Source organism: Pirellulaceae bacterium (assembly GCA_019636385.1).
Taxonomy (GTDB): Bacteria; Planctomycetota; Planctomycetia; order Pirellulales; family Pirellulaceae; genus Aureliella.
Genome location: JAHBXT010000001.1, coordinates 753,734 through 769,326, shown reverse-complemented (window position 1 = coordinate 769,326; position 15,593 = coordinate 753,734). Strand labels below are relative to the sequence as shown.

The window sequence follows — 15,593 nt, the reverse complement described above, 5'->3', positions numbered from 1 at the left end:
GCAGCACATTACATTCTAAACTGCGAGCGCAGTCGCTCAAACTCGACGTTTACATCGCTGCCAACATAGAACGAGATGACCCCTAGCAACTCGCGTGTCTCGCCTGGTGGGCAGTCGGGGAACTGAGGATCGGAGTGCATACAAGGACAGGGTGGATTGGCCCAGGCACGTCCGCATGCTTGCCATCCGGTTACGATCCAGCGCTGGCCAGATGCATCGCAGCAGGCTGCAAACGGTTTCTGTAAGACCTTGTTGTCGTTGGTCAGACCATCAAATCCAGGTGCTCCAGCTAACATCACGCAGTTCTGCACGGCTAGACCCGATAGTAGCTTGTCCGATCCGTTGCGCAGCCAAAGTTTCATTAGCAGTTCATTCTCATGAGGCTGAGCTAGAGCGCCAAATGCGATTCCGTCAGGTAGTTGCCGCTCAACTTGCCAACCCGATTCGGTCTGCTGCCATTCCACTGCGGGCAACCGGACGCCGCGCTGATCCCAGGTGGTCTTGATGTGTGTGTGCGCTAAAAACAGCAATTCACGACGTTCCTCCTGCATCCACCAAATCGCCTCGGGGACGTCCACTACCACATACGATCGTGGTTCCCAGGGTAGAAAGACACTGAGCTTAGACTCTCGTTGTGGCCGAATGGCTCCATCGCGAAAGCCGGTGCGAGGATGTCGCCCGCCGGGATAGGGCAACACACGCAGTCGTCCCTCCGGTAACGGCACGGGTGTGTCAATTGAGAGCCGCTGAGCATGTGAGTGAATCTCGTCGGCGCTCATGCCCGTGATCGCAGCGGCTTCTGACAGCGTATACCGATGATCAACCAGCATGTTGGCGAGCCAGAATTTGATCTGCAAATCGCCAGCTGGTTTTCGGAAGTCGTCGTAACTATTGCCGCTGGCCAAAACGGCTTGACGATCCTCGATTACACCCAGAGGGTCCTTGGGAGTGACCGTTGGATCGATGAATCGCTCCAGATCGCGCATGGCGATGACCTGATAGTCGTTGACAGCCAGATAGTGCATGTATTGCTGGAACTTGTGCTGCGGCGTGTTGACCCACGAGTGCGCCGAGTCAGGCACTCCGTGGAATTGCAATACGGCGATGCGACCGCGCGTAGCCTGCTGGACGGCCCGTATAAAGTCGGCCTGCTCCCAATCAGGCCGCGAATCGCCGGCAGAGGGAATCAGCAGAGGGTGATCCAAATAGGGCTCATACGCAAAGCCGCGACCGGCCTGATAGGGCCATTCCGGTGCTCCACCGCGCCGCGCGAAGCGAATGCCCAGCTCACTCAGCTTGTCCAATGCCCGCAGCGACATGGCATTGCCCGGCCAGGCAAAGCTGATGGGAGCGGGAATGCCATATTCGGCACATCGCCGTTGAATGCCTTCAACTTGCTCGACAATGTGCATTGCATTGTCATCGTTGATGCTCAGATGGTCGCGAGTATGATTGCCGATCTCGAAGCCATCGCGGTGCAACTGAGCGATCTGCTCCCAGGTCATATAGTCTTGCTTGTTGTCTCTAAAATCGTAGCCTTCGGTCACAAAGAATGTGGCGCCCAGACCGTACTGCATCAAGATTGGGCGTACGACCGTGAAGTGTGATTTAGCCGAGTCGTCGAAAGTCAGCACTACCAGCTTTTCGGGGATGGGTTCGCGGGCATACAACCATTCTGCGAAACTGGCCGACCACAGCAGCAGTCCAGTAATCGTGGCGATGCGCAGAGGGTTGATGAGGTTGATGTTGATGTTGTGCATAGCGAAGTGCTCAGGAATTGTGCTGGGGTACATGCGTAGAGTGCGGTGGTCCAGTGGTTGTGCTGCCAGGCTCTTGGCGAACGTAGCTACATGTTGCGAGCGTAGTCACTGCGTAGTTGCCAAGCTAAGCCATGATTTCACGAATGGGGCGCGCAGGTTGAACTCCGGTCAGTTTTTCATCTAGTCCCCCGTGAAAATAGGTTAGACGATGATGATCCAGTCCCATCAAGTGCAGGATGGTTGCGTGCAGGTCGCGCAGGTGTCGGGGATCAACAACTGCCGTCTCGCCGATCTCGTCGGTCTCGCCGTACGAAGCACCAGCGCGCACGCCGCCCCCGGCCATCCAATAAGTAAATCCTTTTGGATTGTGATCGCGACCACCCGGTTTGCCACCGGTATTGTAAGTCTCCGAAACCGGCATTCGACCAAACTCACCACCCCACACCACCAGCGTCGAATCTAACAGGCCACGACGCTGGAGGTCCGTCAGCAGAGCGGCAATCGGTTGGTCGACTTCTGGGCAATGCAGTCGCAGATTCTCTTCGATGCCGTGATGTCCGTCCCAAGTATTCTGACCTCCAGCATTGCCGCCGCCGGAATAAATCTGAATGAATCGCACACCGCGTTCGACCAGCCGCCTAGCGATCAAGCACTGCTTGCCAAACGTGCTAGGGCCAAGCGCCAATGAGTGCCAGTCCGGTTTGGGCTGATCAATTCCGTACAGTTGAAGCGTTTCTGCGGTTTCGTCGGCCACGTCCAGCGCCTCAGGCGCCGCCGCTTGCAGCTGATAGGCCAGTTCGTAACTGGCAATGCGCGCCGACAACTCGCTGTAATCCGGTCGTTGAGCGAGATGCATTTGATTGAACTGGTTAATCAGATCGATTTCCGATCGCTGTTGTGCGGACGAGACACCGGCCGGTGGTCGCAAATTGAGGATCGGCGGGTCGGTGGAGCGAAATACAGTACCCTGATAGGCGGCAGGCATGTAGCCGCTACTCCAGTTCGGTGCGCCGCTAGTCGGCCCGCCGCGCGGATCGAGCATCACCACATAGCCCGGCAAGCTCTGATTGATGGTTCCCAATCCATAAGTGATCCAGGAGCCAAGCGAAGGATGGCCTTGCAATACGCGTCCACAGTTGATCTGCAGCAGTGCACTGCCGTGGGCAAACGAATCGCTGTGTAATGATTTAATTAGCGCCAGTTTGTCCATGTGCTGCGAAACATGCGGTAGCGCATCGGAGCACCAATGGCCCGACTGGCCGTACTGCTTGAAGGTCCGTCGACTAGCTTGCAACGTGGCCTGGGTCTTGGCGCCCCGACGAAATTCGTTGTCGATAGTTTTGCCGTCGCTGCGCTGTAGCTCGGGCTTATAGTCAAACAGATCAACCTGCGAAGGTCCACCAAACATGAATAAGAAAATGCACGCCTTGGCCTTTGTCGGCAGCGTCGGACGCTTGGCTGCCAGCGGTGCCAGTTGGCTTGCGGCGCCGTCACTGCACAAGCCATCTTGAGCCAACAGCGCTCCCAGTGCCAATCCGCCAAAGCCGGCCCCCAATTCGCTTACGAAATGGCGGCGATTGATCAAGTTGGTTGGTGGCAGGTGCTCTTCTGGTCTCATTATTCTCAGTCTACGTAGATGCATTCATTGCTATTGAGCAGCACGCGACACAAGCTTGGCCAAGCTTCTGCTGCCTGCGCGTGGGAATCCAAATAGTTGTCTGCAGCTTGATGTTCTGCAGTGCTGGGCATACGCTGATAAACAATTTGCCACAACTGTTGTAGCTTTTGTTGACGTGTGCTGCCCACTGGTCGGACCCGATCGGCCAACTGCTGGGCCATACGATGGACAAACTGTTCGTTCAGTAGCATCAGAGCTTGTGGCGCAACAGTCGTGACCGGGCGCTGAGCCACTGGGGCGTGGCTGTTGGCAAAATCAAACGATTCCAGCAGCGGGTCTTTGAGCGATCGCTTGACCGCCAGGAATACGCTACGACAATTCTGCTCGCCTTCAGGACTTGCAATCCAATGGGACACTGAAACCGGATTGGCAGTGGCTTGGACTTCCGGAGACAGCGTTGTGTAGACGCTGGGACCGCTCTGCTTGTCACCTAGGCTGCCGGCATAGTACAGCATCGAATCGCGAATCGCCTCAGCATCCAGGCGGCGCAGGTTTTGCCGCCAGAACAAGCGGTTGTCCGGGTCGGAGTCTTTAGCCGCTTGGCCGGTTGTTTGAGCATTCGTATCCCTGCCGGCCCTATTGTCAGTATCCAATTGTTCCTGCGTTCGCGATGACATGCGATACGCTGCGGACGTTAGAATCGTGCGATGCAACGCTTTCAAGGACCAGCCACTTTGGATCAATTGGCTGGCCAACCAGTCCAACAGTGCAGAGTTTGAAGGTGGCTGGCCGGCGTTGCCAAAATCGTCGCTGGTGGCAACGATGCCTCGTCCGAAGTGATTCTGCCAGACGCGATTGGCCAGTACACGCGCGGTGATTCTGTCAGCTGGTCCGGTCATCCAACGCGCTAAGTCCAAGCGACTACGAATCGGACTGTCTTTAACGGGAGCCGTAGCGTCAAGTGCTTCTGCCGGTTGCTTTGAGCCAAGTTCGTTCGACAGGGAATGAACGGCAGAGGCTGTTGCCAATCGCAACACCTGAGGAACGTCAGCCTGGACTAACCGGCCTGGCGTGCGATAGTCGCCACGAGTCAAGATATGTGTGGGCTTGCGATCCCCAGGTGGTGGCAAGATCGTGAGCGCTTGAGCAAACGGTGGCTGGGTGGCAGCGAGCTGTTCGAGTTGTTGTTTCAATTCATCTGAATTCTGGACATTCGGTGCGGCGAGTTGTTGTTGCAGGAGTTCAACTTTGGCCGCCCTGGCCTGTTGCCAGGCAACTAGCCGATCGTCGCTGACCAAATAACGCTGAATACGCCCGGTGCCTCGTCCCCCGCCCCCTTTCTTTGGAAGTCCGTAGGGGTCGATATCGCGCAGCAGGTCGAGCAGCCCATAGTAATCGGCTTGTGATAAAGGATCGAATTTGTGGTCGTGGCAACGAGCACACCCAATTGTCAGGCCCAACATGCTAGAGCCGATCGTAATCAATACATCATCCAGGTCGTCCAACTCGGCCGCCTGGGTGTCATCCGGCTCATCATCCCACACATGGAGTCGATAAAAGCCGGTGGCGACTACTGCATCCTGCCAGGGCTGTGTATGCGTTTCTGGGTTCAGCCGTTCAGATTCGATCAATAGATCGCCCGCTAATTGCTCGTGCAGGAAACGATCGAATGGTTTGTCGCGATTCAACGAATCAATCACATAGTCGCGATAACGCCATACATCGGGCTTGGAACCGTCTCGCTCGTAGCCGTTGGTTTCGGCGTAGCGCACCCAGTCCAGCCAATATCGGCCCCATCGCTGGCCGTAGTATGGAGAATCCAGTAATTGGTCAATCAATCGTCGCCACGCTTCGAGGCTACTGTCGCGTTCAAATTGCGCCACTACTTCCGGTTCCGGTGGCAAGCCCCACAAACCAAAATAGAGTCGGCGCACCAATTCTCTTGGACTGGCCGGTTTGTTTCGATGTAAGCCTACTCGGCGTAGCTCGGTATCGATCAGTTGATCGACGGGATGCACCAATGAGTATGGTGCAGTTTGCGAGGAGCTTGCTGTTTGAGGATCATCGACGTTCCATTGTGGCAGGTGACTTGGTAAGGGAGCAAAGGCCCAGTATGTCAAATCCTGTTGAGTAATCGAAAACTCGGCAGGGCGGCGCTGCGGCTCGCTAGATACATTCCTGTCTGGATCAGTTCGAGGATCAGGCGCTCCCAGGCGAATCCATTGTTCTAAGTCGTTCACTGCGGCAGCCGGCAAGGGTCCGCCATGATCCGGGGGTGGCATCTGCAAATCCGAATCTAGATAGCGCACGGCTGCGATCAGTCTACTCTGCTCCGGGTCGCCCGGCACAATCACGCCTGCGGCTTGCCATCCCTGACGTGAATCCAATGCCAACTGTCCTTGTGGATCGCCGCTGCCATGACAGCCGATACAGTGGTCCAGCAACAACGGGCGAATGTGACGTTCAAAGAAGTCGAGCTGCGGATCAGCTCGGCTCCGGCCCGCAGCCCAGCAAGCGACAACAAACGTCGCAAACATCATTCCACAACGCGAGACCACATGCACCTCAATTCAGTCGATACTCAACTCACAGCAACCATGATAACTGCTCTGGACACGGATAGTGGGCTGGCCGGGGGCTAGACGTGTTGCATTTGAACGATTGTGGCGGCGCCTTGTATCTTCGGGATTTTAACATCAGCCTTCATCTGCTTACATGTTCCACCCTACAAGACCGTGAACGAGATTAGCATCAAGCAGTTCGAAAGGCGGTGCGAGCCTCGCGCAGCCAGTCAATATTAGGATTGCCCTGGGTAATCCAGTACGCTTTGTGTTGATCGACAATTCTCAGACGTCGATCATGCAGTTTCGCCAAATGTTCGATTCGCCCTCGATTGGTATAGGTCATAACCAGGTAATGGTCCTCGGTTTGCAGCGACTTAATCAACCATAACGAAGCGTCGATACGCAGTTCGGCTAGCTCCAAGAGTCGCCCGGCGCATTCGGGCAGCTCGCCGAAGCGATCCTTGAGTTCTTCGCGAAGGTCGTCCAACTCGCGCACATCGGCAATGCGACTAAGTCGACGATAAAAGTCGATTCGCTGTCGCAGTTCTGGCACGTAATCGGTGGGCAGGTAGGCTTCCACCGGCAAGTCAATATCCACATCCACCGTCAATTTGGGTGGCTGATGCGTTAATTGCCGAACGGCGCTGGCCAAGAGTTGGCAGTAGAATTCGTATCCCACCGCAGCGATGTGCCCGCTCTGCTGAGTTCCCAGTAGATTGCCCGCGCCACGAATTTCCAGATCGCGCATGGCGATGCCGAAGCCCGCGCCGATCTGCGAATATTCCTCGATGGCATGCAACCGGCGCGTGGCATCCGGCGACAGATGCTTGTGTCGCTCGACGACCAAATAACAGTAAGCTTGATGTTTGTAGCGGCCCACTCGCCCACGTAGTTGGTGCAGCTCCGCCAAACCGTACCGATACGCCTCATCGATGAAGATCGTATTGGCGTTGGGAATGTCCAATCCACTTTCAATAATCGTGGTCGACAACAAGATGTCGTAGCGATGTTCGATGAAGTCAATCATTACTTGTTCCAACTGTCCTTCGGGCATCTGACCGTGGCCAATCACGATGCGCGCGTCGGGAACGATGTGTTGCAAGCGGCCGGCGACTTCCATAATATCTTGCACGCGGTTATGCACGAAATAGACCTGGCCGTCGCGGTTGAGTTCTCGCAGGATGGCGTTGCGAATGATTTGTTCGTCAAAGCGAATCGTACGCGTCTCGATGCTCAATCGATCTTCCGGCGGTGTCTCTAAATTTGAAATGTCGCGCACACCCACGAGCGACATGTGCAATGTTCGTGGAATGGGAGTCGCTGACAGCGTCAATACATCCACGTTGGATTTGAGATGCTTGAGTCGTTCTTTCATCTCGACGCCAAATCGTTGCTCTTCGTCGATAATCAGCATGCCCAAGTTGTAGAACTGGACGTCTTGGGAAGCCAGTCGATGCGTGCCGACGACGATATCAACCCGGCCCGTTCGCAGGCCCTCCAATGTTCGCGCCTGTTCGGCGTGTCCCACGAAACGGCTGAGCTTCTCGATGTCGAACGGAAACTCCGCCATCCGCTGACGAAACGTCTTGTAGTGCTGTTCGGCCAATACCGTGGTGGGAACCAGCACAGCGACTTGATAGCCGCTGTCGACCGCTTTGAAGGCCGCACGCATGGCAACTTCAGTTTTGCCGAAGCCTACATCGCCGCAGATCAAACGATCCATGGGCCGCGACCTGGTCATGTCCTGCTTGACGTCAGCAATGGCTCGCAGTTGGTCAGGCGTTTCAACATACGAAAACGAAGCGTCGAATTGACTCTGCCATACGCTGTCTTGCGCAAAGGCGATGCCAGGTTGCGTTCTGCGCCGGGCTTGAAGTTCTAAGAGCTCGACCGCCATGTCGGCGACGGCTCGCGCGGCAGCTTGCTTCTGCTTAGCCCAACTAGCTCCACCAATCTTGGCCAGCTTCGGACGGCTTTTGGTGCCACCGACGTAGCGCTGCACCAGTTCGATCTTCGAACTGGGAACGTACAATTTCGTTCCGCCATCGAATTCAATTACCAAGTGTTCGAAGCGCTGACCGTTTTTGTCTAACAGTTCGGTGCCACGATAGGCGCCGATGCCGTGAGAGAGATGGACAACCAAATCGCCGGGGCGCAAGTCCAGAAAATTATCGATCGGGCGGCTGTGCAACCGCTTGGTAACGCGGCGAACGTGCGAGCGCCGCAACAGTTGATTGGCAGTCAGCACCAACGGCCCGCCACCGAGCAATTCAAAGCCGTGCTGCAACTGGCTGACTTCGATCCACAGTCGCTGCTGGGTACTGGCCGCCGAATCAGCCAACAGATCGCTCAGTCGCTGCCGTTCGCCGTCGTTGAGCGCTACTACGATAACCGCACGCGCGTTGGCGTGGCGGTCGATATCTTCGGCCAGTCGATCTAAGTCGCCGCCGATTCGCTCGACGTTGCCGATGGGCAAGCGAGTTAGCTGGCCGCTGTAGCCATCAATGGCCAATTGCGATGTGTGGAGCAGCGGTCGCCCGGCCAGCGTCTGCCATACAGCGCGCGGCGAATGAAAGCGTTCCGGAAACGCGACTCGATGCATGAACGCCTCGGCGGCTGCCTGCACCGCACCCGGCTCGTGTACGATGATCAAGCAGTCTGTCGGCAAGTAGTCGGCCAGACAGCCGTCCTGCTGAATCGAGCCGGTGGCTGCCAACAGTTGCAGTTCATTCAGAGGCTGGATGCTGCGCTGCGTGGCCACATCGAATCGCCGTAGCGATTCCACATCGTCGCCAAACAGTTCGATGCGAACCGGCTGCGGTTCATCCGGCGGATAGATGTCCAGGATGCCGCCGCGCATGGCAAATTCGCCCGGCATCTGCACCGATCCGGTGGCGTGATAGCCAGCCTGGATCAACCACTGCCGCAAGTCTTGTGCATCCAATGGCACACCGCAGCGAATCAATCTCTGGTCCCCTTCCAACGACTGTGGTGCCGGGACCGACTGCTGCATACTGGGCAGCGTGGTGACAACGATCAGCGGCTGGTTGGCGGCCTGTTCGTGTGGATGTGGGGTTGCACGGTTGGCCGCCGAGCGGGATTTGTAGAGCTGACTCAGCACCTGCAGACGCTGCCCGGTTTCCTGATGCGTTAATGACTGGAGCTGGCTGTCTTCGCTGCCAGGCGGAAAGACAACCACCGGGAAATGGGTCAGCTCGCTAAGCTCACTGGCCACTGCTTCAGCTTCCGCCAGGTGCGACAACACCAGCAGTACCGTTTGCGGCGCGCGTCTAGTCCAAGCTGCAATCAGTGGCGGCAGCGCGCCCAGCCACACGCCCTCAAGTGTTAGTTGGCCGTCGCGCCCCAGCTGTTCCTGGGCGGCTGCAAGCGCAGGTAGATCCGACACAAGACGGATGACTTCCGCCAGCGTTAGCGCTTCAGCTCGTTTTTCCCGTGTGACCGACAATACCGCCGGCCTGCGCGGAGCAGGTGGCATTGGCCAAATCCTATAGCTGTCAGAGCAGTTCGCTACTGGCGACCCCAGCGCTCCGACCGACAAGCCCAGAATTGTAACACAACGCCATGGATTGGCAGATTGATTGGTCAAGTTGTCCTAGATTTTCGACATTCTCCGGCCTCCAAACACAAATCCGGCTCCGGCTTGTCCGACGGCTTGTTGGGCTCCCGGCTACGCTCTGGACTCGGACCAGCGAGCAACGGGACAATCTCTAGAGCACGTCGTGTAGCCGTCGATGCCGCGATTCTTCTTCCGCGATTGTTCAACAGGAACAGAGCAGTCTGTTGCGGCAAAGAGCGTTTTGGCGTGATAGCACAGTCAATCGCTACCAATATCTCGCCCCGAGCTGGGCTGGCGGGTCAATGCTAGCAATGCTCAGTGCTCTGGTAGTGACTAGCGAGTGCTCGCTATAACTGCTGCAGGTTCGAGCAAATGAAGCTCAATTGAGTGTATAGACCAAATTTGAACGCTGCATTTTGAGAATGTGGGCGGATATGGATATTCGACGAAGCCACAGTTCCATGTTAGCGAGTTGGGTTCTGGGAAGCTGGCTGGCCGTCGCTACGGTTGTCCTGGGCGGGATGCGGTTGATGGCTCAGTCGCCGGCGCTGGTCGGCGATGCAGTTGGTCAGCTAAGTACGGCGGCTACTGCTGCGGCAGTGGACCCAGTGATTCCCGATGATCCCGTAGCGCGAGTTTGGCAGCAGGAGGCCTCATTGCGCTCGGTGGCATGCGTCACCGAGGACCAACTTGTCGCCGTTGGTGATCGCGGAACCGTCTTGAGGAGTTCGGATGCTGGCCGCACTTGGAACATTGTACAGGTAGCAACCACAGTCAATCTGGCCGACGTTCAGTTTCACGGGCAATTCGGTTTGGCGGTGGGAGGCTGGATTGGTCGCCACTCGGGTACAAGCTTTGCCGTGATGCTTAAGTCGACCGATGGTGGTCTTAGCTGGCAGGCAGTATCGGCCCAGCGGCTGCCTCGGCTGGCAGGCGTCCGCATATTTCCGGGCCGTATCGTGTGCTGGGGAGATTACTCGCTGCAACTTCGCAGTTGCCTGTTTGAAAGCTTCGATGGAGGTCAATCGTGGCACGGAGTGTCCAACCAACTTGGTCTGGTCACTACCGCTGGGACTGAGGCCCATGGCCGTCTGGCGGCCATCGACAATCGCGGCCAGATGTTTGTCGAAGGACAGCCACCGTTCAGCGGCAGCTTGCCCAGAAACGCACAGTTCAACTCGATGCAAGCGCTCGATAATTCCTGGATCGCCGCCGGAAAATGGGGGCAGGTGTGGCGGGCAGAACATGGCGGGGCATGGTCGCCGGTCGATCTGGGTCTTGAAGGACAATCTGAATTGCTGTGCTGTTGGAATTGCCTGATCACGCGAGGCAACCGCGCGTGGTTGGCCGGGGCGCCCGGCTCCATCGTGCTGTGCAGCAGCGACGGAGGCAACCAGTGGACCGCGTCCCCAACGGGTCAGTCTCTTCCGATCTATGGATTGTGCATGGCCGACGACAATCGCGGTTGGGCGGTGGGCGCCCAGGGCTTGGTTCTGGCAACGCGCGATGGTGGACAGTCCTGGTACGTGCTGCGTTCGCAACCCAGTCGGTCAGCGCTGCTAGCGTGCGCTCCAACCGTCCCCGCCATTGCTTGGTCGGCGGTTACAGCCACTATGTGGGATCAGCAACGATGTACGGCGGCAATCGCCCTGCAGTCATCGGCCAATACAGATACGGTACAGCTTGACGCTTTTGCAGATGATGCGACCATCCAGGCCGCACGGCAAATCGGTGTGTCGGACGTGTTGTCCTGCGATAGCACTCACGTTCCGCCACAAGAACTCCAACGGCGATTGGCGATTCAAATTCTGAGTTGGCGTCCCGATGTATTGTTAATATCAAAGCCCGTTGCCAATGGTCATTCTACGCGAGGCGCTGCACCAGTGGCTCAAGGGTTGGCGGCTGCAGAGCTGGCAGGCAGCGAACAATTTGCAGGAACCGTCAAGTCGCTGAATCTGAAAGCCTGGAAAGTCAGTAAGATCGTTGCGGAGACCGAAGCGAGTCGCGCCGAATACAGCCAGCCGTTGCAACAGGTGTTGCCTGATCGCGGCATGGCCGTTTGGGATGTGTTGCTTGCGCTTCCGGTCGCGGAGCTCAAGCGGGTTCCGGCGACCAACATGCATACCGTTTGGTCTGGCAGCCAAGCCCACGCCAGCCGAACTCAGCTTCTGGGCGGTGTCCTGGATTCGCCCGACACACGCTTGTCGGCGTTGTCAGGAACTCAAGGCAATTATCAACTGCTGATGGGGCGCACACATCGACAGCGCATGGCAAAACAGCTGGCTAGTACGCAGCACTACCCGCTGCCTGACCAGCGCTGGTTAGCGGACTTTCGGTTCTTTGCCCAGGCGCAACCGGCTCGCGAGGCCGATGTAGCGCTGGCTGACATGCTGGAGAATATGGGGGACAATCAGCAACTTGCACACGGTCAAAGTGTGCTGCAATACCTGGCCTATAATTTTCCTGGTCAGGACATTTCCCTATGGGCACACCGTTGTCTCTTACAACGTGCGGCCAGCGATGAATGGGTCGACTGGAGCGATAACCTGGCACGCTCTGGCGAGCGTAGCTACCTGTCACAAGGGGCAGATGGCGACCAGCAGATTGGAAGCACCGGCCAACACGTCCGGCCTCCTGCATCGCTCAATCAAACGACGGGGAAGAACATCGCTGCCAACCACCTGCCGGTTGTAACTGCAGTCTATAGTCAGGACCGATCTTCGTCACCTTTTGCGCAATCCGACTGGCCAGGGAATAACGCGTCCACCGTAACTTCTTCACCGTCTAGTCAAGTAGTCCCTGCTTCCGCTGAGCAAATGGCTTTAGCGACGGTTTCGGGGAAGCAGTTCGGGCCCGAGAGAAATCGGTCGTATGAAACCAGACTGGCCGCCTGGAAGTATCAGGTCGAGAGGTCGCTTAAAATGTATCCTGAGTTGCGATTTCATCCGTCGGTCATCATGCAGATGGCGAAATGGCATCGACGGCAAGGGGACATTCAGGCTTGGCGGGGTACGTTGGCGGAGCTGGCCGAACAACCGGTGTGTGGGCCGTGGTACTCAGCGGCCACTCAAGAGCTGACGATTGCAAGCGGTCGCACAGACCACTTAGAATGCTTGGCGCGCGCCGCCCGAATTGAACATCCGCCACATTTGGATGGAGAATTTTCAGAGGACTTCTGGTACTCGGAAATCACGACTGCAGGTTCAATTCAATTGCTCGACCCCCCCGGCACTGTCGCCGCGCCGAACACCGAGATTCGCTGGGCTCACGATCAGGAATTCTTGTTCATCGGCATTCGTTGTCAGCGTGCCAAAGTACGCCCTGTGGTGCCACTAGCCAGCGGTCGCCCCTACGACGCAGATTTGAGCGGGCTAGATCGAGTGCAGCTATTGCTGGATGTTGATCGCGATTACTCCAGCGCCATCGAATTGTCGATTGCTGAAAATGGATTAACGGGTGACCGGTGTTTGGATTGCAAAGCTTTCAATCCCAAATGGTACGTTTGTACACGCGATGCCGGCCAGTATTGGCAAGCAGAGGTCGCAATTGCCTTGTCCAGCCTAGGCGCGGCGAACACAGAGCCTGCGAGACTACCCTGTGAGGCGTACTGGGCAGTGGCTGCTAGTCGGCTATGTCCCGGAATGCGTACGACCCGCTGGCCTAGCACGGCCATGCACGGCTTGTTGCAACTGGACAGCGAGCTCACGCCCGCTCGATCGGAAAACTAATAACCTGGTCAATATGCTGACTGCTGCTCAGCACCATTAACAGTCGATCCAGGCCCAGTGCACAGCCGCTACAGGGCGGCAACCCAGCTTGCATAGCCGCCAGCATTCGACCGTATGATTTCAGTTCTGGCTTGCCATCTCGCCGACGCTGTTGACTGGTTCGTCGATTTCGTTCAGCCAATTCACCGGCATCCAATAGTTCATGGTAGCCGTTGGCCAGTTCGACTCCACCGATGAATAGCTCGAACCGTTCGGCAACACGCGGGTCGTCTGCGCAAACGCGAGCCAGCGCGGCTTGTGATGCGGGAAAGTGCGTTAGAATCGTCGGTTGATGGCTGCTAAATCGAGGCTGAACCAACTCGGCGAACAGCAGGTCTAGCCAGTCGTCGCGGTCGGTACTCCACCGAGTGTCGACGCCCAGTCGATGCGCGGCAGCAACGTCAGCCAGTTCGCCAATCGAACTGCTAAGTGGACAAATACCGACAGCATCTGTAAATGCGTCTTGATAGCGCAGTTGACGGGGCTGTGAGTTCGGTAAAACGGAGCGGACCAGATCCGCTAGTAGTCCGATGGCTGCCGCCAGATCATCGCCAACGCGGTACCACTCCAGCATGGTGAACTCCGGATTGTGCATCACCCCGCGCTCGCCGCTGCGAAACACTGGACATATCGCATAGATGCGCTGGGCTCCGGCCGCCAACATGCGTTTCATGGCGAATTCCGGCGATGTCTGTAAGTACCAGTCGGACTGGCTCAGTAGCGGCAGGCCCAAGGCGGAACCTGGGATACAGACCGGATCGATGTGGCGATCGACGACTGTGTCGCGGCTCAGCAGCGGTGGCTGGACCTCCAAGAACCGAGCCTGATGGAAGAATTGCCTGACGCGCCACAGCACTTCCGATCGCAGCTGGAAATTGCAATGGCTGGCCGTTGGCTGCCAATCATCGGCGGAAAGGTTGGGAACTGGGACAATCATTGTATTTTGCAGCCTTTGAGTGCAGAATGTTACCAGGGGCCTGAGAAAATGAACAGGCAGGCGTTCGTTTAGACCCATCCAGGATGCAGATCAAGGATTCGCCCGAAGCGTGATGACACTCAAACAGCGTGCTCTCTTCTGCCGACGGCTGAGTATCGGTCTCAGCGCCGGCGTCGATTTGCTGCGGGTGTTAGAGAATGAGCAGAAATCGGCGACGGCCCAACATCGGCATGCTATTGGCCAAGTGATCGCTCAAATTCGCGGCGGCAATTCGTTGGCCGAGGCGCTGCGTGCTCAGCCGGGATATTTTCCGTGGCTGTTGACTCAACTGGTTGATGCCAGCGAACTCGGTGGACGCACTGAGAGCATCCTGGCCTATCTGGCCGACTATTACGATCAGCTTCAGGCCGCGCATTCCACATTTCGCCAGCGAGTATCCGGGCCGCTGATTCAATTGGTGCTTGCAATCGGCGTGGTGGGATTGGTCATCGTGCTGCAAGGCGTGTTGTCGCCTAACTCTGGCTACGATGCATCGGGACTTGGGCTAAGAGGTTTTTCAGGGTTGGCCATTTTTTTAGCGGTGCTTGGCGTCGCAGGCGGCATTGCTAGCTTGGTGTTCTATGGGCTGTGGAAAAATTTTTTCCAGTGTCATCGCTGGGTTGTTCCCGTGCTGTATCGGGTACCGCAAGTCGGCACAGCTCTGCAAACACTGGGACTGGCGCGGCTGAGCGTTACCCTGTCGATGCTGCTCAATGCAGGCGTGGATGCCAAACGATCCGTCAAACAAGCGTTTCAGGCGACAGGCAACCATTATCTCATGAGCGGCACCAATCGCGCCTTGGTGGAGCTTTCCCGTGGAGCGAGCTTTGCTGACGCCTTCGAGAAATCAGCGGTGCTACCTGACGACTTCGTCGACGCAGTGCGAATCGGTGAAATCAGCGGAACGGAAACAGAATCTTTGGATCGTTTAGCTAGCCAATATCAGCAGCAAGCGACAGCGGCGCTGGTGACCGTTGCCAACCTAGCTAGCGTAGCGGTCTGGATCGCCATTGCCGGATTGATTGTGTGGATGATTTTTCGCATGGCCCTGCAGTACGTGAATCTGCTAAACAACGCTGTAACCATGTAAACCAGCGCCACCAGGCCTGTTGTTTGCTAGCCACCGAAGCCCGGCACAGTCTTTCTAACCGAAAAAGTTTAACTTGTCGGAATAATCCGAATATTTTAACGGTGGCTGCCGAAAACAAACATTGACCTCGAATTTTGTATTAAGTATTCCCAATTGACGGCAATCTCCGCTCGACGAGTGACAGGCGACGGGTGAGAAAATTGAGGCGTGCCAGGAAAAGCAGGCTGATCGAGATTGAGGC

The 15,593-nt window shown here is 56.8% G+C and carries 7 protein-coding genes; 2 read left to right on the top strand and 5 right to left on the bottom strand.

Translation table 11 applies throughout. The features are described 5' to 3' along the window. Positions 1-8: 8 nt before the first annotated feature. The 4 genes from KF752_02970 to mfd form a co-directional block, all read right to left on the bottom strand. On the bottom strand, positions 9-1,760 hold the full coding sequence (locus tag KF752_02970) for a polysaccharide deacetylase family protein (protein ID MBX3420498.1): 1,752 nt from the start codon (positions 1,758-1,760) through the stop codon (positions 9-11). A 124-nt stretch (positions 1,761-1,884) separates the two neighbouring features. Then, positions 1,885-3,378 carry a DUF1501 domain-containing protein gene (locus tag KF752_02965; GenBank protein ID MBX3420497.1) on the bottom strand — a complete coding sequence of 498 codons (1,494 nt, stop codon included), beginning with the start codon at positions 3,376-3,378 and terminating at the stop codon, positions 1,885-1,887. Between the two features lie 5 nt (positions 3,379-3,383). Further along, the gene (locus KF752_02960) at positions 3,384-5,918 is read right to left on the bottom strand and encodes a PSD1 domain-containing protein (GenBank protein ID MBX3420496.1); all 2,535 of its coding nucleotides are present in this window, start codon (positions 5,916-5,918) and stop codon (positions 3,384-3,386) included. Positions 5,919-6,129: 211 nt separating this feature from the next. Next, positions 6,130-9,438, bottom strand: a complete 3,309-nt coding sequence (gene mfd, locus KF752_02955) for a transcription-repair coupling factor (GenBank protein MBX3420495.1) — start codon at positions 9,436-9,438, stop codon at positions 6,130-6,132. A gap of 542 nt (positions 9,439-9,980) precedes the next feature. On the opposite strand from mfd, the gene KF752_02950 reads away from it, so the two are divergent. Further along, positions 9,981-13,247 carry a hypothetical protein gene (locus KF752_02950; protein MBX3420494.1) on the top strand — a complete coding sequence of 1,089 codons (3,267 nt, stop codon included), beginning with the start codon at positions 9,981-9,983 and terminating at the stop codon, positions 13,245-13,247. On the opposite strand, the gene genX is transcribed toward KF752_02950, so the two are convergent. After that, positions 13,222-14,223 carry an EF-P lysine aminoacylase GenX gene (genX, locus tag KF752_02945; GenBank protein ID MBX3420493.1) on the bottom strand — a complete coding sequence of 334 codons (1,002 nt, stop codon included), beginning with the start codon at positions 14,221-14,223 and terminating at the stop codon, positions 13,222-13,224. The genes KF752_02950 and genX overlap by 26 nt on opposite strands. 109 nt (positions 14,224-14,332) lie before the next feature. On the opposite strand from genX, the gene KF752_02940 reads away from it, so the two are divergent. Then, positions 14,333-15,352: a type II secretion system F family protein gene (locus KF752_02940; protein ID MBX3420492.1), complete on the top strand. Its 1,020-nt coding sequence runs from the start codon at positions 14,333-14,335 to the stop codon at positions 15,350-15,352. Positions 15,353-15,593 lie beyond the last annotated feature (241 nt).

Coding starts and splice junctions, on each gene's coding strand:
- KF752_02970 (MBX3420498.1), bottom strand. CDS start 1,760: ATGCACAACATCAACATCAACCTCATCAACCCTCTGCGCATCGCCACG.
- KF752_02965 (MBX3420497.1), bottom strand. CDS start 3,378: ATGAGACCAGAAGAGCACCTGCCACCAACCAACTTGATCAATCGCCGC.
- KF752_02960 (MBX3420496.1), bottom strand. CDS start 5,918: ATGATGTTTGCGACGTTTGTTGTCGCTTGCTGGGCTGCGGGCCGGAGC.
- mfd (MBX3420495.1), bottom strand. CDS start 9,438: ATGCCACCTGCTCCGCGCAGGCCGGCGGTATTGTCGGTCACACGGGAA.
- KF752_02950 (MBX3420494.1), top strand. CDS start 9,981: ATGTTAGCGAGTTGGGTTCTGGGAAGCTGGCTGGCCGTCGCTACGGTT.
- genX (MBX3420493.1), bottom strand. CDS start 14,223: ATGATTGTCCCAGTTCCCAACCTTTCCGCCGATGATTGGCAGCCAACG.